This window comes from Ensifer sp. EB106-05-01-XG146, assembly GCF_058791875.1.
Window position 1 is genome coordinate 3,463,791 of sequence record NZ_JBYTDX010000001.1, and the last position, 19,160, is coordinate 3,482,950.

21 protein-coding genes are annotated in these 19,160 nt (G+C 63.9%); 10 read left to right on the forward strand and 11 right to left on the reverse strand.

Features of this window, described 5'->3' with window-relative positions:
• Window positions 1-20 precede the first annotated feature (20 nt).
• From AC3WVQ_RS17140 to tsaD, 5 genes are read right to left on the reverse strand one after another with little or no spacing between them, the layout of a single operon-like run.
• Window positions 21-680, reverse strand: coding sequence for a class I SAM-dependent methyltransferase (locus AC3WVQ_RS17140; protein ID WP_110818903.1), 660 nt, complete (start codon window positions 678-680; stop codon window positions 21-23).
• A gap of 48 nt (window positions 681-728) precedes the next feature.
• Window positions 729-1,160 carry an EVE domain-containing protein gene (locus tag AC3WVQ_RS17145; protein WP_090295307.1) on the reverse strand — a complete coding sequence of 144 codons (432 nt, stop codon included), beginning with the start codon at window positions 1,158-1,160 and terminating at the stop codon, window positions 729-731.
• A gap of 7 nt (window positions 1,161-1,167) precedes the next feature.
• Window positions 1,168-1,461 carry a YciI-like protein gene (locus tag AC3WVQ_RS17150; RefSeq protein WP_034802587.1) on the reverse strand — a complete coding sequence of 98 codons (294 nt, stop codon included), beginning with the start codon at window positions 1,459-1,461 and terminating at the stop codon, window positions 1,168-1,170.
• Between the two features lie 56 nt (window positions 1,462-1,517).
• Window positions 1,518-2,519, reverse strand: a complete 1,002-nt coding sequence (locus AC3WVQ_RS17155) for an NAD(P)H-dependent glycerol-3-phosphate dehydrogenase (RefSeq protein WP_090295306.1) — start codon at window positions 2,517-2,519, stop codon at window positions 1,518-1,520.
• Between the two features lie 26 nt (window positions 2,520-2,545).
• A complete protein-coding gene (gene tsaD, locus AC3WVQ_RS17160; protein ID WP_077968123.1) occupies window positions 2,546-3,640 on the reverse strand; it encodes a tRNA (adenosine(37)-N6)-threonylcarbamoyltransferase complex transferase subunit TsaD in 1,095 nt (364 codons plus the stop codon).
• Window positions 3,641-3,714: 74 nt separating this feature from the next.
• On the opposite strand from tsaD, the gene hemC reads away from it, so the two are divergent.
• From hemC to AC3WVQ_RS17190, 6 genes are all read left to right on the forward strand, one after another.
• Window positions 3,715-4,644, forward strand: coding sequence for a hydroxymethylbilane synthase (hemC, locus tag AC3WVQ_RS17165; protein WP_089044334.1), 930 nt, complete (start codon window positions 3,715-3,717; stop codon window positions 4,642-4,644).
• 4 nt (window positions 4,645-4,648) lie between these two features.
• Complete coding sequence (locus tag AC3WVQ_RS17170; RefSeq protein ID WP_090295304.1) at window positions 4,649-5,362, forward strand: uroporphyrinogen-III synthase; 714 nt, start codon at window positions 4,649-4,651, stop codon at window positions 5,360-5,362.
• A 102-nt stretch (window positions 5,363-5,464) separates the two neighbouring features.
• Window positions 5,465-6,745, forward strand: coding sequence for a COG4223 family protein (locus AC3WVQ_RS17175; protein ID WP_090295302.1), 1,281 nt, complete (start codon window positions 5,465-5,467; stop codon window positions 6,743-6,745).
• Between the two features lie 11 nt (window positions 6,746-6,756).
• Complete coding sequence (locus AC3WVQ_RS17180) at window positions 6,757-8,403, forward strand: heme biosynthesis protein HemY (protein WP_090295301.1); 1,647 nt, start codon at window positions 6,757-6,759, stop codon at window positions 8,401-8,403.
• Between the two features lie 26 nt (window positions 8,404-8,429).
• A complete protein-coding gene (locus AC3WVQ_RS17185) occupies window positions 8,430-8,912 on the forward strand; it encodes a tellurite resistance TerB family protein (RefSeq protein WP_090295299.1) in 483 nt (160 codons plus the stop codon).
• Window position 8,913: 1 nt separating this feature from the next.
• A complete protein-coding gene (locus AC3WVQ_RS17190; protein WP_371589731.1) occupies window positions 8,914-9,654 on the forward strand; it encodes a glutamine amidotransferase in 741 nt (246 codons plus the stop codon).
• A 21-nt stretch (window positions 9,655-9,675) separates the two neighbouring features.
• Here the strand turns inward: AC3WVQ_RS17190 and AC3WVQ_RS17195 are convergent, their stop codons facing one another.
• The gene (locus AC3WVQ_RS17195) at window positions 9,676-10,917 is read right to left on the reverse strand and encodes an MFS transporter (RefSeq protein WP_060521413.1); all 1,242 of its coding nucleotides are present in this window, start codon (window positions 10,915-10,917) and stop codon (window positions 9,676-9,678) included.
• A 237-nt stretch (window positions 10,918-11,154) separates the two neighbouring features.
• On the opposite strand from AC3WVQ_RS17195, the gene AC3WVQ_RS17200 reads away from it, so the two are divergent.
• Together AC3WVQ_RS17200 and AC3WVQ_RS17205 are read left to right on the forward strand one after the other, a co-directional pair.
• A complete protein-coding gene (locus tag AC3WVQ_RS17200; RefSeq protein ID WP_089044330.1) occupies window positions 11,155-11,448 on the forward strand; it encodes a YggT family protein in 294 nt (97 codons plus the stop codon).
• Window positions 11,449-11,469: 21 nt separating this feature from the next.
• On the forward strand, window positions 11,470-11,787 hold the full coding sequence (locus AC3WVQ_RS17205) for a DUF167 domain-containing protein (protein WP_090295297.1): 318 nt from the start codon (window positions 11,470-11,472) through the stop codon (window positions 11,785-11,787).
• Window positions 11,788-11,790: 3 nt separating this feature from the next.
• Here AC3WVQ_RS17205 and ppa read toward each other — a convergent pair whose 3' ends face one another.
• On the reverse strand, window positions 11,791-12,324 hold the full coding sequence (ppa, locus tag AC3WVQ_RS17210) for an inorganic diphosphatase (RefSeq protein ID WP_034802613.1): 534 nt from the start codon (window positions 12,322-12,324) through the stop codon (window positions 11,791-11,793).
• 160 nt (window positions 12,325-12,484) lie between these two features.
• Here ppa and AC3WVQ_RS17215 point away from each other — a divergent pair, with 160 nt between their 5' ends.
• Complete coding sequence (locus AC3WVQ_RS17215; RefSeq protein WP_090295293.1) at window positions 12,485-13,084, forward strand: hypothetical protein; 600 nt, start codon at window positions 12,485-12,487, stop codon at window positions 13,082-13,084.
• A 33-nt stretch (window positions 13,085-13,117) separates the two neighbouring features.
• Here AC3WVQ_RS17215 and AC3WVQ_RS17220 read toward each other — a convergent pair whose 3' ends face one another.
• The 3 genes from AC3WVQ_RS17220 to AC3WVQ_RS17230 form a co-directional block, all read right to left on the reverse strand.
• Window positions 13,118-13,624, reverse strand: coding sequence for a GNAT family N-acetyltransferase (locus AC3WVQ_RS17220; RefSeq protein ID WP_034802619.1), 507 nt, complete (start codon window positions 13,622-13,624; stop codon window positions 13,118-13,120).
• Window positions 13,625-13,842: 218 nt separating this feature from the next.
• Entirely contained in the window at window positions 13,843-15,669 is a 1,827-nt protein-coding gene (gene typA / locus AC3WVQ_RS17225) for a translational GTPase TypA (protein ID WP_034802622.1), read from the reverse strand.
• 201 nt (window positions 15,670-15,870) lie between these two features.
• A complete protein-coding gene (locus AC3WVQ_RS17230) occupies window positions 15,871-17,436 on the reverse strand; it encodes an alkaline phosphatase D family protein (protein ID WP_110818902.1) in 1,566 nt (521 codons plus the stop codon).
• A 263-nt stretch (window positions 17,437-17,699) separates the two neighbouring features.
• On the opposite strand from AC3WVQ_RS17230, the gene AC3WVQ_RS17235 reads away from it, so the two are divergent.
• Window positions 17,700-19,010, forward strand: a complete 1,311-nt coding sequence (locus AC3WVQ_RS17235; protein ID WP_244546728.1) for an amidase — start codon at window positions 17,700-17,702, stop codon at window positions 19,008-19,010.
• Here the strand turns inward: AC3WVQ_RS17235 and AC3WVQ_RS17240 are convergent.
• Window positions 18,981-19,151 (reverse strand): hypothetical protein, encoded by a 171-nt coding sequence (locus AC3WVQ_RS17240; RefSeq protein WP_162731863.1) that lies wholly within the window; start codon window positions 19,149-19,151, stop codon window positions 18,981-18,983. The two genes, AC3WVQ_RS17235 and AC3WVQ_RS17240, sit on opposite strands and share 30 nt — an antisense overlap.
• Window positions 19,152-19,160: the final 9 nt, after the last annotated feature.

Consider the following 19,160-nt stretch of genomic DNA (forward strand, 5'->3'; position numbering starts at 1 on the left):
CGTCGGAAGTGCGGGTATAATTAATCGCGTACGGCCGTGCCAAAGCGCCAGACGGTGGTACGCTTGACCTCGCTGTCCTCCAGCGCCCGGGTGACGGGGACCTCGTAGCTGGCAAGCGCCGTCATCATCTCGCGCGGGCAATAGGAACGTCCTGGATCGCCGACGATCACCGAGGCGCCGTTCGCGGCAAGTCCCGAAAACCACGGTTTCAACCGGTCGGCAAAAGCCTTGTCGTAGAAGACGTCGCCGGCGAGATAGACCTCGGCTTCAAGATCGCGGCCAGTGATGTCCTCGCCGGTATAGGAAAGCGTGACCCCGTTGAGTGCGGCATTGAGCCGGACGGCCGTTTCCGCCCAGGGGTCGATATCGGCGGCCAGCACCGATACTGCACCCGCCTTCATCGCCGCGATCGCCACCAGACCCGAACCGGAGGCAAAGTCGACGACACGGCGGCCGCGCACCGCTTCGGGGTGATCGAGGATGTAGCGGGCGAGCCCCTGCCCGCCGGCCCAGGCGAAGGCCCAGAACGGCGGCGGCAGGCCGATCTCCTGCAACTCTTCCTCGGTCTTCAGCCAGAGCTCATGCGCTTCGGTCGCCAGATGCAGACGGATCTCCGGCACATGCGGCGGCGTGAGCACATCGGTGTTTTCGAGGATGAAGCTTTCCGGATCGGTCTTCACAAAACTCTCCGCGCCTGCCCGAGCGTCCCGGACAGGCGGAAAACAAGACTAACGCGGCGGATTGTCGAGCCCGCCCATGCGGCAGACCTCGAGCCATTCGTCCTCGGTCACCGGCTGCACCGACAGGCGCATGGAGGTGACGAGCGACATCTTGGCGAGCTTCGGATTGTCCTTGATCTCCTTCAGCGTCACCGGCCGCGGCATGTCGACAACCGCGCGGATATCGACGCAGTCCCAGCGGGCGTCACCCTCGGCGGTCGAATCCGGATGCGACAGCGCGCAGACCTCGGCGATGCCGACGATCTCAAGCCCTTCGTTCGAGTGGTAGAAGAAGCCCTTGTCGCCGATCTGCATCGCCCGCATGTTGTTGCGCGCCTGATAGTTGCGCACGCCGGTCCATTCGGTGCCCTTGGCGCCGGCATCCTTCTGCATCTGCCAGGACCATTTGAACGGTTCGGATTTGTAGAGCCAATGCGCCATCTTGGTCTCAAGCCTCCGGATTGTTGAAGACCCAGTTGAAGGCCTTGATCTCGACATTGGAAAAGAGCCCGGCCTTGGCATAGGGATCGGCTTCGGCGATCGCACGCGCCTCGTCGATCGTCTCTGCCTTGACGAGCACCAGGCTACCGGTCGGCTTGCCGTCGTCGCCGAGGAACGGACCGGCCATCTTCAAAATGCCCTTGGCGTTAAGATCGTTGAGATAGGCGACGTGATCAGGGCGGGTATCGAGCCGAAGCTGCAGCGCGCCTGGCTTGTCGGTACAATGAAGTGCGAAGAGCATGCTTCCTCCTAGAGTTTTCGTTGGCGCGGGATGCGGGCGGAAGATCGCCGCTCCCTTCATTCCTGAGTGATCGGGCGGGTCATCAACTGTTCGAGCGCGGTGCGGACATCGAGCTTGCCGTCGATGATCGCCGCCACCGCTTCGGTGATCGGCATTTCGACGCCGAGATCATGGGCAACGCGGGCAGCAACCGATGCGGCGAACGCGCCTTCGACCAGTTCGCCCTTGCGTCCGCTGGCGCGACCATCCTTGCCGAGCGCGATGCCGAAACGCAGGTTGCGCGACTGGTGGCTGGTCGCCGTCAACACCAGATCGCCAAGGCCGGAGAGACCGCGCACAGTATCGGCCTCGCCGCCCTCGGCAGCAATGAAGCGCGACATCTCCGCAAGGCCACGCGAGATCAGCGCGGCACGGGCGCTGTCGCCAAGGCCTGCGCCCTCGACGATGCCACAGGCGATCGCCAGCACATTCTTCAGCGCGCCGCCGAGCTGCACGCCGATGCGATCCTGCGAGGGATAGAGCCGGAAGGTCGGACCCGAGAGCACCTCGGCCAGCATCGTCGCCGTCTGACCATCGGCCGCGGCGACCACCATAGCCGTCGGTAGGCCCTTGGCGATATCGGCGGCGAAACCCGGACCGGAGAGCACGCCGACTGCATGGCCGGGCAGCTCCTCCGCCAGCACGTCGGTCAGCAACCGTCCCGTCGCCTGCTCCATACCCTTGGCGCAGGTGACGATCGTGGCAGCCGCATTGATATGAGGACCATACTGTCTCGCCGCATCCCTATGCGCCTGCGACGGCATCACGAAGAGCACGACCTCGGCATCGGCAAGAACCGAGACATCGGCCGTATGCTTCAGCGCCGGCGGCAGGTCGATGCCCGGCAGGGCGTCCTCATTGCGGCCGGTGTCGCGGCAGGATTCGGCAATCTCCGGACGACGGGCAAGCAGCGTCACGTCGCTGCCTTCGGTCGAGGCGGCAACCGCGGCGAGCGCGGTGCCAAAGGCGCCTGCGCCGACCACGACGATCTTCGGCCCGTTCTTGGAAATGTCGTTCATGCTCTATCCGTATGCTTTAGATCTTGTCACGCCTTGGCGCCGCGTTTACCCGAACCGAGCAGCGCCTGCGCCTGGGCGTCGAGCGGCCAGCGCGAGCGCGGCGCGACATCAAGGCCGTCGGCCGCCATGCCTGCCGCCAGCCGCTCGGCACCGGCCCAGGCGATCATTGCCGCGTTGTCCGTGCAGAGCGAAAGCGGCGGCGCGATGAAGTCGAAACCGGACTGCGCGCACAAGGTCTGCAGCGTCGAGCGCAGCACCTGATTGGCGGCGACACCGCCGGCAACCACCAGCGCCGGGCGCGCCACACTGCCATGCTCCGCCTTGAAGCGCTTCAGGCCGCGCCCGACCCGATCCTTGAGCGTGCGGGAAATCGCCCGCTGGAACGAGGCGCAGATATCGGCGATGTCCTGCTCCGTTACCGGCTCCAGCGATTGCGCCGCCTGGCGCACCGCCGTCTTCAATCCCGAAAAGGAAAAATCGAGCCTGGCGTCACCGACGAGCGGTCGCGGAAAATCGAAACGCTGCGGATCGCCGGCAAGTGCTGCCCGCTCGACCGCCGGACCACCCGGATAGGGGAGGCCGAGCAGCTTGGCCGTTTTGTCGAAGGCTTCGCCGAGCGCATCGTCGATCGTCGTGCCCCAGCGTTCGTATTCGCCGACGCCCTTGACGAGGATCAGTTGCGTGTGACCGCCGGAAACGAGCAGCATCAGATAGGGGAAGGAGAGCCCATCGGTCAGCCGCGCGGTCAGCGCGTGGCCTTCGAGGTGATTGACGGCATAGAGTGGCTTGCCGGTTGCGCGCGCGATCGCCTTGCCGGTCATCAGCCCGACGATCAGGCCGCCGATCAGACCGGGACCACTTGTCGCAGCAATGGCGTCGATGTCGGAAAGCGTGACGCCGGCCCTGAGCAGCGCTTCCTCGATCAGCGTGTCGAGCGCCTCCACATGGGCGCGCGCCGCGATCTCCGGAACCACGCCGCCATAGGCGCTGTGCTCTTCCAGCTGGCTTAAGACCACGTCGCCGAGGATGTGGCCCTTACCGTCGGAATCGCGCAAAATGACGGAAGCGGCGGTTTCGTCGCAGCTTGTTTCTATGCCGAGGATGCGCAGGGGCGGAGACATCGGGAACTACTCAAAGATTGCGGTCGCACCGAAAGGTGGGTACACGGAACTCCGGTAACAATGGATAGCCTTTGATGCAAACAAAACCTTTCCGGATCGGCACGCGCGGCAGCCCGCTGGCGCTCGCTCAAGCCCATGAAACGCGCGATCGCCTCGCAGCGGCGCATGGTCTGGCGCCGGAAATGTTCGAGGTCGTCATCCTTTCGACCAAGGGCGACCGGATCACCGACCGCTCGCTCGCCGAGATCGGCGGCAAGGGCCTGTTCACCGAAGAGATCGAGCAACAATTGCTGTCGGGCGAACTCGATTTCGCTGTGCATTCGTCCAAGGACATGCCGACGAAACTGCCTGACGGCCTCTGTCTTTCCGCCTTCCTGCCGCGTGAGGACATTCGAGATGCCTTCATCGGTCGGACGGCAAAAAAACTGATGGAACTGCCGCAAGGCGTGACCGTCGGCTCGTCGTCGCTGCGCCGCCAGGCGCTGATCCGCCGGCTGCGTCCGGATATCAATGTCATCACCTATCGCGGCCAGGTGGAAACGCGGCTGAGAAAGCTCGCCGAGGGCCAGGTCGATGCGACACTGCTTGCCTATGCGGGCCTCAAGCGTCTCGGCATGACCGACGTTCCGACCGAACTGCTCGACCCCCAGGAATTCCCGCCGGCGCCGGCCCAAGGCGCGATCTGCATCGAGAGCCGCATCGGCGACAGCCGCATCAACGACCTGCTCGCAGCCATCGACGATCCCCGCACCCATGAGGCAGTCGCCTGCGAGCGTGGCTTCCTCGCGACGCTCGACGGCTCGTGCCGCACGCCGATCGCCGGTCTCGCCACCTCGGACGGCACCCATCTCAGCTTTTCCGGCATGATCCTCACGCCCGACGGCCAGACCCATCACCGGGTTACGATCGAGGGCAAGGCCACCGACGCCGAAGCGCTTGGGCAAAAGGCCGGAGAAGAGATCCGCGCCAAGGCCGGCCCCGGCTTCTTTGCAAGCTGGACTTAAAGCCATGCGCGTGCTCGTCACCCGGCCGCTCCCCGCCGCCGAGGCGACGGTACGCCGGCTGGAAGCCGCCGGCCACCGGCCGATCCTGCTGCCGCTGATGCAGGCGACCCATCTTGCTGCCGTCTCCGTTGCCGCGCTTGAAGTGCCGCATGCGGCGATCGTGCTCACCAGCGCCGAAGCCATTCGGATGCTCGTATCGTCAGATGCAGACCTGTCACAGCATCTGGCGACCCCGTGCTTCTGCGTGGGCGCCGCCACGGCGCAAGCAGCAGCCGGGCTCGGTTTCTCCGATCTGCGCATAGCGGAGGGTACCGGCCAGTCCCTGGCGGACCTAATCGGCGCGACCATCGACACGCTGCCGCCACTTCCCCTGCTCTATCTGGCAGGAACGCCGCGCTCCGAAGGGCTGGAAAAGGGGCTGAGACAACGCGGCATAGAGCACCGGACGGTCGAGTGCTACCGCATGGAGCCGATCGCCCATTCGCGCGCCGCGATCGAAGATCTGCGGCGGAGCAGCCGTCCCGACGCCGTGCTTTTATACTCGCGAGAGACCGCGCGACAGTTCGTTCGCCTGCTTTCCGAAGCCGGTGTCAATGCTGCTTCCTTTGCGCCGCGCTACCTCTGCCTCAGCCCCGTGGTGGCCGAGGCGCTGCCGGGTAACGTCGTGGCGGAGACCGCCGCAAGGCCCGATGAAGACAGCCTTTTCAGTCTTCTCTAACATCGAATTCATCCAAAAACGGAACGGAGGGGCTTTCCCTCACCGTTCCGGCTGACTAGGTTTGAAGGAAGAGCCGACAGGCACTAACGGTAAGAGGTCACCATGGTATCGGAAAACCCGCCGCGCCGCTCGAAGTCCGAGAAGGAACCGCTGACGATCGACCTCGAAGCGGAGAAAACCGTTGCGGAACCGGCCGGCCCGGAAGCAACCGGCGAGACGCTGGCAGACGCTGCGGCCGAAAACACAGCGCACAAAGCCGAGACGGATGAGCCGATAAGGGACACCAGCGACGACAGCGCCGCCGGATCCCGCCTGGACGAAGAAATCGAGGAGCAGCGCGCCGATGCCGCTGCCGACGCGGCCGCGGCCGTCTTCGCCGAAGAGCCGCCGCATGTGGCCCGCGAGCCCGAACCGGCACCGCCGCAGAAGCCGGTATCGAACTCCGGTGCGCTCGCAGCCGGCATCGTCGGCGGTCTCGTGACGCTGCTCGGCTTCGGCGGCCTGCAATATGCCGGCATCGTGCCTGGACTTGGGCCGACCCGCGGCGTCGAGCAGAACATTTCCGGCGAACTGCAGGCCCTGCGCGACCAGATCGCGGCGCTGCCCACCCCCGCAGCCGTCGTCGACAACACCGCACTCGAAGGTCGTATCGCCGCGCTCGAACAGTCGGCCTCCCAACCGGCTGCGAGCGGCGCGCCGAGCGCCGAGGTCGAGACGCTGAAGGCGGAAGTCGACAATCTCACCAAGGAGCTTGCAGGTCTGAAGACGGCGCTCGCCGATGCGCAGCAGTCGGCGACCGCCGAGAAGGCGGAACTGACGAGCCGCATCGAGACCGCCGAGCAGAAGCTCAACGAGCCGGTCAACGATATCCAGATGGCGAAAGCCGTTGCGGTCACTGCACTGAAGTCGGCGATCGATCGCGGCGGGCCTTTCCTCGCCGAACTCGACGCGCTGCGCAGCATCGCGCCGGACGAACAGGCCGTCGCCGCGCTCGCCCAGGATGCCCAGGTCGGCGTGCCGACCCGCACGGATCTGCGCCGCGAGTTCCCGAAAACCGCCGACGCCATGCTCGACGCTCTCAACCAGCCCGACCCGAACGAGGGTATCTTCGACCGGCTGGTGTCCAGCGCCATGTCTGGCATCCGCGTGCGTCCCGTCGGCAGCGTCGAGGGTGAAACGCCCGAAGCCGTCATCGCCCGGATCGAGGACAAGCTGAACAATGGCGACCTCAAGGGCGCCGCTCTGGAGTGGAATGGCGTGCCCGACACCGCCAAGCCGGCGGGCGAGGCTTTCAAGGCCAAGCTCGACCAGCGTTTGCGGGTCGAAGCCGCGATCGATGCCGCCGTCGCTGCGACTATGGCAAAACCAGGCACGGAAGGCTGAGGGAACCAGATATGATCCGCATTCTGATTTTCATCCTGATCGTGCTTGGTCTCGGCCTCGGCTTCGCCTGGCTCGCCGACCGGCCGGGCGAACTTTCGGTCGTCTGGCAGGGCCAGTTGATCGAGATGAGCCTGATGCGCGCGGCATCGCTGCTGATCTCGCTGATTGCCGCGGTGCTGATCGTCGTCTGGCTGGTGCGCACCATCTGGCTTTCGCCGCACACGGTCACCCGCTATTTCCGCGCCCGCAAGCGCGACCGCGGCTACCAGGCGCTGTCGACCGGCCTGATCGCCGCCGGCGCCGGTGACGCCAATCTTGCCCGCAAGATGACCGCCCGCACCCGCGGCCTGATCAGCGCCGACCAGGAACCGCTGATCCACCTGCTCGAAGCCCAGACCGCACTGATCGAAGGCAAGTACGACGACGCCCGCCGCAAGTTCGAGCTGATGGCCGACGATCCGGAGACGCGCGAACTCGGGCTTCGCGGCCTTTATCTCGAGGCCAAGCGGCTCGGCGCCCACGAGGCCGCGCGGCAATATGCCGAGCGCGCCGCCGAAAAGTCGCCGCACCTGCCCTGGGCAGCGCTTGCAACCCTCGACAGCCAAAGCCAAGCGGGACAGTGGGACGATGCTTTGCGTCTGCTCGACCAGAGCCGTGTCGCCCACGTGGTCGATCGCAAGGAAGCCGATCGCAAGAAGGCAGTGCTGCTGACGGCGCGCGCAATGACGAAGCTCGAGGGCGACGTGAAAGGTGCGCGGGACGATGCGCTTGCCGCGCTGAAGCTCGACGAACATCTCGTGCCGGCGGCGCTGACGGCCGCCAAGGCGCTGTTTCGCGAGGACAACCTGCGCAAGGGCACCTCGATCCTGGAGAAGAACTGGAAGCACGAGCCGCATCCGGACGTGGCCCGGCTCTACGTGCGCGCCCGCGGCGGCGACACTGCGGTCGACCGGTTGAAACGGGCGCGCAAGCTCGAAGCCTTGAAGCCCAACAATGCCGTGGCGATGGCTGCCGTCGCCGAAGCCGCGCTCGAAGCGCGCGAACTGCTTCTGGCGCGCACCAAGGCGGAAGCCGCCGCCCGGCTCGACCCGACCGAGAGCATCTTCCTGCTGCTTGCCGACATCGAAGAGGCCGACACCGGCGACGAGGGCCGCATCCGTCACTGGATGGCGCAGGCGCTGAAGAGCCCGCGCGATCCGGCCTGGACCGCCGACGGCGTGACCTCGCCGACCTGGCTGCCGGTCTCGCCGGTGAGCGGCCGGCTCGATGCCTTTGAATGGAAAGCGCCACCGCATACGCTTTCGGCCACCGTCGACCACGACCAGTCGAACGCCGACGAGGCGATCCGCAGCCTGCCCGCCGTGGTGGAGGCGCATGTGCACCAGCCCGCACCCGCAGCCCGGCGCAGTGAGACGCCGGTGATCCTGGAGGCCGAGCGCGAGGAGCCGCGTCCGGCACCGCAGCCGATCAAGGTCGCCGAACGCAAGGCGCCGGAACCGGTTGCCGACAAGCCTCCGGTCAAGGCGGAGAAGGAAGAGGGTGCGAATGGCGAGCACAGGCCCGATCCCTTCTTCGGCCGCCCGCCGGATGACCCCGGCGTGCGCGATCCGGCCGCTGGCGAGAAGGCGCCGGAAAAGACGACTTTCCGATTGTTCTGAGTTCTCAAGGGGCTGTGGCAAAATACATGTTTGAACGCTTACGGACGTTTCTCGATGGTCTGACCGGCCCGGCGAAGCGCATAGAGCATGGCGATCCGCGCGTGGCGGTCATCGCTCTCTGTTTCCAGGTGATGGAGGCCGACGGCCGGATCCTCGCGTCCGAGCGGCGCAAGATGCGCAAGGTCATCAAGGAGCATTACAAGCTCGACGATGCCTCGCTCTCCGCTTTGATCGCAGCCGGCGAGACTGCCGAGAGCGAGGCGATCGACTTCTACCAATTCACCGCCGAGCTCAAGCGTCACCTCTCCGAGGAGCAACGCGTCGAACTCGTCGGCATGCTCTGGGACGTCGTCTATGCCGATGGCGAGCGCAGTGAGATGGAAGATCACGTGATCTGGCGTATTGCCGATCTGCTCGGCGTTTCCGGTCGCGACCGGGTGTTGCAGCGCCAGGAGGCGGCGGCCAGAAGCGACACGGTCGAGAAAGCCGAGTCACAACAGGATAACTGAAATGCCGATGCCCGACGACAGCGCCCGAAAACCCGTCCTGATCATCCTGCATCAGGAGCGATCGAGCGCCGGCCGCGTCGGCCAGATACTCGAGCAGAAGGGTTTTGGGCTCGACATCCGTCGTCCGGCGCTCGGCGACGATCTGCCGGAAACGCTGGAACGGCACAGCGGCACGATCGTGTTCGGCGGTCCGATGAGCGCCAATGACGAGGAAGAGTTCGTCCGCCGCGAGATCGACTGGCTTTCCGTGCCGCTCAAGGAAAACAAGCCCTATCTCGGCATCTGCCTCGGCGCGCAGATGCTGGCGCGCAACCTCGGCGGCTCGGTGGCACCCCATCACGAGGGCATGACCGAGATCGGCTGGTATCCGCTGGTTGCGACCGAGGCCGGCAAGGCGCTGATGGACTGGCCGGCCATGGTCTACCATTTCCACCGCGAAGGCTTCGACCTGCCTTCCGGTGCCGAGTTGCTCGCAACCGGCGACACATATCCCAACCAGGCCTTCCGCTATGGCGACAATGCCTGGGGCATCCAGTTCCACGGCGAACTCACTCGCGCGATGATGCATCGCTGGGTGGTGCACGGCGCCCATCGCTTCGAGATGCCCGGTGCCCAGGTGGGCAAGGCCCATCTCGACGGACGCATGCAGCACGACGGGCCGCTGCGCACCTGGATGGAAAACTTCCTTGAGTTGATCTTCCTGCGCGATGAACGGCCGGGAGAAAAGGCGGAAAGCGTGTAACGTGCTGTCCGCTCGCACCGCTTACTTGTGGTGATCGGGCACGTCGAGCGTATCGATCTTGCGCAATTGCGGAAAGCCAAGCGCCCAAAGCCCTGAGACGAGCAGCGTGCCCATGCCACCGAAGACGACGGCAAAGACCCCGCCGAAGCCGGACGCCATCATGCCGGCGCGGAATTCGCCAAGTTCGTTCGACGCGCCGATGAAGACCATGTTGACGGCGTTGACCCGGCCGCGCAGTTCGTCCGGCGTCCAGAGCGTGATCAGCGTCTCGCGCACATAGACCGATACCATGTCGGCAGCACCCATGACGACGAGGGCCGCGATCGAGACCCAGGGGGTCGCTGAAAGGCCGAAGATAACGGTGCCGAGACCGAAGAGCGCCACGCCGATGAACATGTAGAAACCGGCGCGATGGCGGATCGGGTGCGCCGCCAGCCAGACCGCCATGGCAACGGCGCCGACACCCGGGGCCGCGCGCAACAGGCCGAGCCCCCAGGGGCCGAGGTCGAGGATATCGCGGGCAAAGACCGGCATCAGCGCCACGGCGCCGCCGAGCAGCACTGCAAAAAGGTCGAGCGATATGGCGCCGAGCACCACCTTCTCCGCCTTGATGTAGCGGAAGCCGGCGGTGATCGTCTGCCAGCTTTGCGCCGAGGCCTGGGTGCGCGTCGCCGGCTTCGGAATGGCAAAGACCATGAATGCGGAGGCGAGGAAGAAGCAGAAGCCGATGGCATAAGGAAAGACCGCGCCGAGCGCGTAGATGAGACCACCCGCGACCGGGCCGACGATCATCGCGGTCTGCCAGGAGGTGGAGTTCCAGGCAATCGCGTTGGGCAGATCTTCCGGGGGCACGAGGTTTGGTGCCAGCGATTGCGACGCGGGCGCAAGGAACGCACGTTCGATGCCGAAGACCACGAGAACCGCATAGACCGGCCACGGCGAAAACAGCCCGGTCACTGTCAGCGCGAGCAGCGCCGCTGCGCAAAGCGTGCTGACCACCATGCAGACGCCCATGATCATGCGCCGGTTGTAGCGGTCGGCCACGGATCCTGTGACGAGGATCAGCACCAGCGATGGCAGGAACTGGAAAAGGCCGATCAAGCCGAGATCGAAGGGATCGCGCGTCAGATCGTAGATCTGCCAGCCGACGGCGACAGAGATGATCTGGATCGCGAAATAGGCGAGGAAGCGCGAGAAGAAGTAGCGACGATAGCCGACATGCCGAAACGCGGCAAAACGATGCGAGGCATGGACGGCGGACATGAGGAAGTCGCTCCTGAAGCGGGTCGCGCAAAACTGGGTCGCGGTTTTGCGATAACGACAAGTGAAACGTCAATATTCAAAAGGCAGGCAGCGCATCTGAAGGATCGCGACATGCTTTCGTCGGCACCGACTGTCGAGCGGCCACACGTTAAACATGATCGCGCCCGATAAACCGGCGTACTTGCTCGTTTAGGTCTCAATGTCTACATGTCTGTCAATAACGATTTGGAGACCGGCATGCTTGCTGTTATCGGCACCTTGAACTTCATCATCAACATCGCGTGGTTTCTGGTCATCGCGTCGGCCATCTTTTCCTGGCTTTACGCGTTCAATGTCATCAACGTGAACAACCAGGCGATCAACATGATCGGCCGCTCGCTTTACCAGTTGACCGAGCCGCTCTACCGCCCGATCCGCCGCATCCTGCCCGACATGGGCGGCGTCGACCTTTCGCCGCTGGTCGTTCTGGTAATCCTCTATTTCATCCAGCTTTTCCTGAACACGACGATCGCGCCGGCCTTGCTGGGCTGACGACGGCCGGCCAGGTGCAGGGTGAGTAGCACGGCCTTCACCGCGCATGGCGACCATGTTCGCCTGACGGTGCGCCTGACGCCGAACGGCGGCCGTGATGCCATCGACGGGCTGGAAGCGGCTGCTGATGGCGAAGAATATCTGAAAGTGCGCGTCCGCGCGGTCCCGGAGAAAGGCAAGGCCAATCAGGCACTGCTTGCCTTTCTTGCCAAGACGCTCGGGCTTGCCAAGAGCAAGCTCTCCCTCATCTCAGGCGAAACGCAGCGCAAAAAAATCCTCCGGATCGAGAGCGACCCGGAGGATCTGATGAAACGCCTTGCCGAACTGGCCGGCAGATAGAGCTTACTTGGCGCCCTTGGCGCGCTCGACGGCTTCCTTGATCAACTGGCGGGCGGTGGAAGCATCTTTCCAGCCGTAGATCTTCACCCACTTGCCGGGCTCCAGATCCTTGTAGTGCTCGAAGAAGTGCTCGATCTGCTTCAGCGTGATTTCCGGCAGGTCGGTATATTCGTGAACCTTGTCGTAGCGTTGCGTTAGGTGACCCGACGGAACGGCGATGATCTTCTCGTCCTGACCGGAATTGTCTTCCATCATCATCACGCCGATCGGGCGCACATTGATGACGCAGCCCGGAACCAGCGGACGGGTGTTGCAGATCAAAACGTCGATCGGATCGCCATCGTCCGAGAGCGTATGCGGCACGAAGCCGTAGTTGCCCGGATAGGTCATCGGCGTATAGAGGAAGCGGTCGACGACCAGCGTGCCGGCTTCCTTGTCCATCTCGTACTTGATCGGATGGCCGCCGACGGGAACCTCAACGATCACGTTGACATCTTCTGGTGGATTCTTTCCGATGGAAATCGCGTCGATGCGCATGGATCTACTCCAGGGTCGGTTTGAGAAGTTTGCCCGTCGGATAAAGGGAAACATGCCGCAATGCAACATAACTTTCGTCCGTAGCGCAGATTCAACCGGTCGTTTTGCGCCTGCCCATCGACCTCTACAGGTCTGCCAATCGCGTTTGAGGGAGTTTCGTATGAACGGAAGGGTTGCATGCCTGGCGCTGGTGCTTTTGTCCGCCGGCCCCGTCTTGGCCAATGAGAGCGTCTATACCGACATCGGCCGCGACAAGTGCAAGACGATCGCCGAAGAAGAGGGCATGTACGCGTTGATGACCTGCCCCGGACATGCGGACTATCCCGTTCGCTTCAAGGAAGCCGACATCCGCCAGAGTGTCTCGTTCGGTCACCTGAACCAGCGCTATGCCGACGACGCTTTCGAGAGTTTCATTCCATTCAACCACGCCGGCACGACCGTGGAGTGGCGGGTTGCCAAGGATGGCAAGGCCGTAGCGACGATCCTGCGCTGGTTCATCGAGAACACGGACGCGTCCGGCGCTTCGGTTCCTGCACTTCAGGGGCAGGTGCTCGTCATTTCCAAGGTGGCCGAGAAGGATGACGGCAAGGGCTGCGTCGCCGGCTATGTCGATGCGCTTGCCAATCCCGATACGAATGCATTCGCCCGCAAGATCGCCGACGAGGTGGCACCGACCTTCCGCTGCGGCGTCGACAAGCCCGCCTATCACGGCACGCGGGGCGACAAGGCGGCCGATCCCAACAACGAACTGCCTGAGTAAGTCTTTGATTTCAGTGTCGCGGAGGCGTCGGGCCTAGTTCCAGGCGAAGCCGACCTTCTTCAGGTGCTTGTCGCCGAAATCTTCCATGCCTTCGGCGATATCGGTGCCGCCGGCACCCTGGAAGAACTGGTAGGCATGCTCGCTGTCTTCGAGGCACCAGACGACGAGGCCACGACAGCCGAGCGAACGCAGCAGGCTCTTGGCCTCGCCGAAGAGAATGCGCCCGAGGCCGATGCCCTGGTATTCCGGCCTCAGGTAGATCTCGTAGATCTCGCCTTCCTGCGGCAGGGCCTTGGCGCGGCTGAGGCCGAGCGTTGCATAGCCGGCGATGGTTCCGGCGACGTCGACGACGAGCAGCGTGGCAGGACCGCGGGTCGCCTTGCGCCACCAGGTCTCGTCACGGCGATTGACCATCTGAACGAGCGGACGATGGGGAATGAGACCGCCATAGGTCTGCAGCCACGAAACGCGGTGCACATCGGCAATTGCCGACGCTTCCTGCGGCTCTCCGGGCCGAATCTCTATCGAAACAGTCTTCATGACTCGCGACTCTAAACACACACAAGGCGAACAGGAATCCCGCCCGGTTGCCAGCCTGCGTTAACCCACAGGCAACTTTAACGGCACCCAATGGAAGGTTAACGCCTTTTTAACTTTATCCGCAAGTCGCCCATCGGTGGCACACACAGCAAAAAACCCCGGATCGCTCCGGGGTTTTTCTGAAAGTCGTAGGATCGATCAGGATCGATCAGGATCGATCAGGCAGCGCCAGCCGTGCGGGCCTTTTCGAAGCGCTTGCGATCGTTCGGGTCGAGGTGCAGCTTGCGCAGACGGATCGACTTCGGCGTCACTTCGACCAGCTCGTCGTCCTGGATCCAGGAGAGCGCGCGCTCGAGCGTCATGCGGATCGGCGGCGTCAGGCGAACAGCTTCGTCCTTGCCGGCAGCGCGCATGTTGGTGAGTTTCTTGCCCTTGAGCACGTTCACTTCGAGATCGTTGTCGCGGGTGTGGATGCCGATGATCATGCCGGCATAGACCTTCTCGCCGGCGTCGATGATCATCGGGCCGCGGTCTTCCAGGTTGAACATCGCGTAGGCAACCGATTCACCGGCGTCGTTCGAAAGCAGAACGCCGTTGACGCGACCACCGATCTCGCCCTTGTAGGGCTGGTAGGCGTGGAACAGGCGGTTCATGATCGCCGTGCCGCGGGTGTCGGTCAAAAGTTCCGACTGGTAGCCGATGAGGCCGCGGGTCGGAGCGAAGAACACCAGACGGACGCGATTGCCGCCAGACGGACGCAGTTCGACCATCTCGGCCTTGCGCTCGGACATCTTCTGCACGACGACGCCCGAATGCTCTTCGTCGACGTCGATCACGACTTCTTCGATCGGCTCGAGCATCTGGCCGTTGTCATCCTTGTGCATGACGACGCGCGGACGCGAAACGGCAAGCTCGAAGCCTTCACGACGCATGGTTTCGATGAGAACCGCAAGCTGCAGTTCGCCGCGGCCCGATACGAAGAAGGAGTCCTTTTCCGAGGATTCTTCGATCTTCAGCGCAACGTTGCCTTCGGCTTCCTTGAACAGGCGGTCGCGGATGACGCGGCTCGTGACCTTGTCGCCTTCGGTGCCGGCAAGCGGGCTGTCGTTGACGATGAAGGACATGGTGACGGTCGGCGGGTCGATCGGCTGCGCGGTCAGCGCTTCGGCGACCGACGGATCGCAGAAGGTGTCGGCGACGGTGCCCTTGGTAAGGCCGGCGATCGCAACGATGTCGCCTGCCTGCGCTTCTTCGATCGGCTGACGCTCGATGCCGCGGAAGGCGAGGATCTTCGAGATACGGCCGGTTTCAAGCAGCTTGCCATCCTGGCCGAGAACCTTAACGGCCTGGTTCGGCTTGACGGTGCCCGAGTGAACGCGACCGGTGATGATGCGGCCGAGGAAGGGGTTGGCTTCGAGGATCGTGCCGATCATACGGAACGGGCCTTCGGCAACCGTCGGCTCCGGCACGTGCTGCAGCACCAGGTCGAGCAGCGGCGCCATGCCCTGGTCCTTCGGACCTTCCGGGTTGACGTTCATCCAGCCATCGCGGCCCGAACCGTAGAGGATCGGGAAGTCGAGCTGCTCGTCAGAGGCGTCGAGGTTGGCGAAGAGGTCGAAGACTTCGTTGATGACTTCTTCGTGGCGGCCGTCCGGACGGTCGATCTTGTTGATCGCGACGATCGGCTTCAAGCCGACCTTCAGCGCCTTGCCGACGACGAACTTCGTCTGCGGCATCGGGCCTTCGGAAGCGTCGACGAGAACGATGGCACCGTCCACCATCGACAGGATGCGCTCGACTTCACCGCCGAAGTCGGCGTGGCCAGGGGTGTCGACGATGTTGATGCGCACGCCCTTCCACTCGACCGAAGTCGCCTTGGCGAGGATGGTGATGCCGCGTTCTTTTTCGATGTCGTTGGAGTCCATGACGCGTTCGGCAACGCGCTGGTTTTCGCGGAACGAGCCCGACTGCTTCAGGAGCTCGTCAACAAGGGTCGTTTTCCCATGGTCGACGTGCGCGATAATCGCGATGTTACGAATGCTCATTTTTCGTCTCGGAAGGTTCAGGGCAAGCCCCGATGGGCCACGCCGCTTTTTCAATGGTCGCGCTCATACAGGTTTTTTTGCGATTGCGAAAGGGGGGCGCGCGCATGAGCGTCGTGTTCAAATGCCGGTAGGCCATGGGTTTGCACTCGTCAGGGGTCTCACGAACGCCGTTTGCAAAGCTGTTGGCCGCGACCGAATTCCTCATGCAATTGCGGCCGGATCGAGCGTCACGCGCCAGAGTTCCTGGTCCTGCCGGTCCATCAGCCGCACCGTCATCTGCTGCGTCTGGCCGTTGATATCGACGATGCCGAAAAACTGCAGACCAGCCGATGGCGGCAGGTTCTGGTCGATGCCGCCGCCGGATGCCTTGATGAAACGAACCTCCGGCCCGAAGGTCATGTCGAGCTCCTTCGGCCCATAGGTGCCGGAATGCAGTGGACCGGACACGAACTCCCAGAACGGCGTGAAATCCCTGAATGCGCCGCGCCCCGGATCGTAGTGATGCGCGGCGGTGTAGTGCACGTCCGCCGTCAGCCAGACGAGGTTGTCGATGCCGTTGTCGCGGACGAAGCGCAGGAGATCGGCAAATTCGCGTTCGCGCCCCGCGGGCGGGCCGTTGTCGCCATTGGCGATCGCGTCCGAACCGCGCCGGTTGGTGTAATCGTCCCAGACGACGAGACCGATCGGCATGTCGCAGGCGATCACCTTCCAGGTGGCCCGCGAGGCAGCAAGTTCGCGCTTAAGCCAGTCGACCTGCCGCCAGCCGAACAGGGCGCCGCCGCCGTCTTCTCCCTGGTTGGCGCCGCGATAGGATCTGAGGTCAACGAAGAACACGTCGAGCAACGGACCATAGCCGATCTTGCGGAAGACGCGGCCGGGCTGCGTTGCCGGCATGCGGATCGGCGTCATCTCGTGGAACGCCCGCGCCGCCCGCTCCGCATAGACGGCAACATCCTTTTCCGGATAGCGCGCGTCGTCGCGCAGGTCGGTCGAGGCCGACCAGTTGTTCAGCACCTCGTGGTCGTCCCATTGATAGAATGTGGGGCACACGGCGTTGAGTTGCCGCACGTGGTCGTCGAGCAGATTGTATTTCCACTGGCCGCGATACTCTTCCAGCGTGCGAGCGACGTCGCGCTTCTCGTGCGTCACCACCCGGTTCTTCCAGACACCGCCATCACGTAGCGCTATCTCGTCGGGGATCGGGTTATCGGCATAGATCGTGTCACCGGAATGAATGAAGAAGTCCGGCTCGTGCTGGCGCATGGTCGAATAGGTCTTCATGCCGACATCATCAATGCCCCAGCCCTGCCCGGCCGTGTCGCCGGACCAGACGAAGCGGATCGAGCGCTTGCGCAAGGGGGCGGTGCGAAACCGGCCGGTGACCGGCGCGGAGACGCGGTTGACGTCGTAGAGATCCGTGGCGGTGAAGCGGTAGAAGATATCCTGGTCCGGCAGCAGCCCGTCGAGCGAACATTTGATCGCGCAATCCGTCTGCGGCGTCGCCGTCAGATCGGAAAGGCGAAGGGGGTTAGAGAAGCTCTCGGTGGTCGAGTATTCGACCGACACCTTCGACGGGCGATCCACCCGTGTCCAGATCATGCCGGAGGACGTATCGACATCGCCCGATTGCACGCCGTGAATGAATTCCGGCCGGCCGTAGCCGCGTGCATAAAAGGGTGTCGCAAGACCGGATGAGGCCACGAAGCCCGCGGCACCGGCGGAAAGCAGGAAAGAACGCCTCGAAAGCGTCTTGAGGATATCGGCCAAACAGACCTCCGATTCGGCAGCGCCACCGCGCGTGCCGGACCTTTGGTCATCTGGGTGTCAGCGACGTAACAGGCGCATGAAACTATTTGAACGGTTTGGCGACAGTTCGGTGAAGGCCGGAGCTGGCCGCGGCGACAATGGGACGATGGCAAACTCCGCCAATGCTGTTATCAAAGGCGATCAGCGTTGGCCCTGGTGAATCCGGGCAACGAACCCGCCTCCTGCCTCCGTTCGGTGGCCTCACAAATCGACAGGTGATCATCGTGTCCCATGCCGCCAACGTCTCCGTCCGCGACCGCCTGGAACAGATCCTGAGCCGGCTCAACAATCGTCGGCACGAGCAAAAGGCTTTTGTCCGGCTCTACGAAGAGCGCGCGCGGAGCGAGGCAGACGCGGCCGACCGCCGCCGGCAGGCGGGGGACAGCCTTGGGCCGCTCGACGGCAAGATCGTTTCAATCAAGGACCTGTTGGATATCGCCGGCGAACCGACGCTTGCCGGCTCCATCATCCGGCGCGACGCGCCGCCGGCCCAAAAAGACGCGCTCGTTGTCCAGCGGCTGCGTGCTGCCGGTGCGGTCATTATCGGCAAGACGCATATGACCGAATTCGCGTTTACGGCCGTCGGCCTCAATCCGCACTACCCGGTACCCGGCAACGCCACCGACGAAAGCCTGATCCCCGGCGGTTCGTCCTCGGGCGCTGGCGTGTCGGCGGCAGAAGGCACCTGCGACATTGCCATCGGTTCAGATACCGGTGGCTCGATCCGCATCCCCGCGGCGCTGAACGGCATCGTCGGCTTCAAGCCGACAGCCAGCCGCATCCCGCTCGATGGCGCCTTTCCGCTCTCGCCGGTTCTGGATTCGCTCGGGCCGCTCGCCCGGACCGTTGCCGATTGTGCGGCGACCGATGCTGTGATGGCCGGCGAGCAGCCAAGGCCGCTTGTCGCCCGTCCTGTCGCAGATCTTCGTATCGGCATCCCCCGTGGCAGGCTGTTTGAAGACCTCTCCCCCGAAGTCGCCGACGCCTTTGCGGCAAGCCTCGACCGACTGGCCAAAGCGGGTGCCAAGATCGTCGACTGCACCATCGATGACTTGATCGAGAAGCTCGGCCAAGCGACGCGGATCGGCTCGATTGCGGGCCTGGAGGCAAGCCGTATCCACGCCGGATGGCTGGGTGATGCGGCCGTCCCAGTCGACGAAAGGGTCAAGTTCTCGCTTCGCCGCCGCCTTTTGGTGCCCGACGCGACGATCTCGGCCCTGCTGCAAACCCGGCATGCGCTCGCTGCCGCCATGGACGAGCGGCTCTCGCCCTACGATCTCATCGCACTGCCGACGACGCCGATTGCGGCCGTGTCCATCGCAAGCGTCGACACCGACGCGGCGGAATACGACCGCGTGGAGAGCCTGCTGCTGCGCAACTGCCAGGTCGCCAACCAGTTCGATCTCACCGCTATCACCCTGCCGATGCCGGGCCTTGTGCGGCCGGCCGGACTGATGCTGGTTGGGAGAAACGGAACCGATGCGACCGTACTGGCGTCAGCCCTTTCAGCCGAAGCGCTGCTTCAGCAAGCTTGAACGGCGCGCCCGATGGTCATCGAATGAAACACCGGCCTGCAAGCAGGCCGGTTCGGCAGTCGTCGTCGCCCGAAGGATCAGCCAGACCGGTACGCCGATAATCAGCAGCGCTATGACCGTATGCCAGATAGAAAATGTCATGCTTGTGCG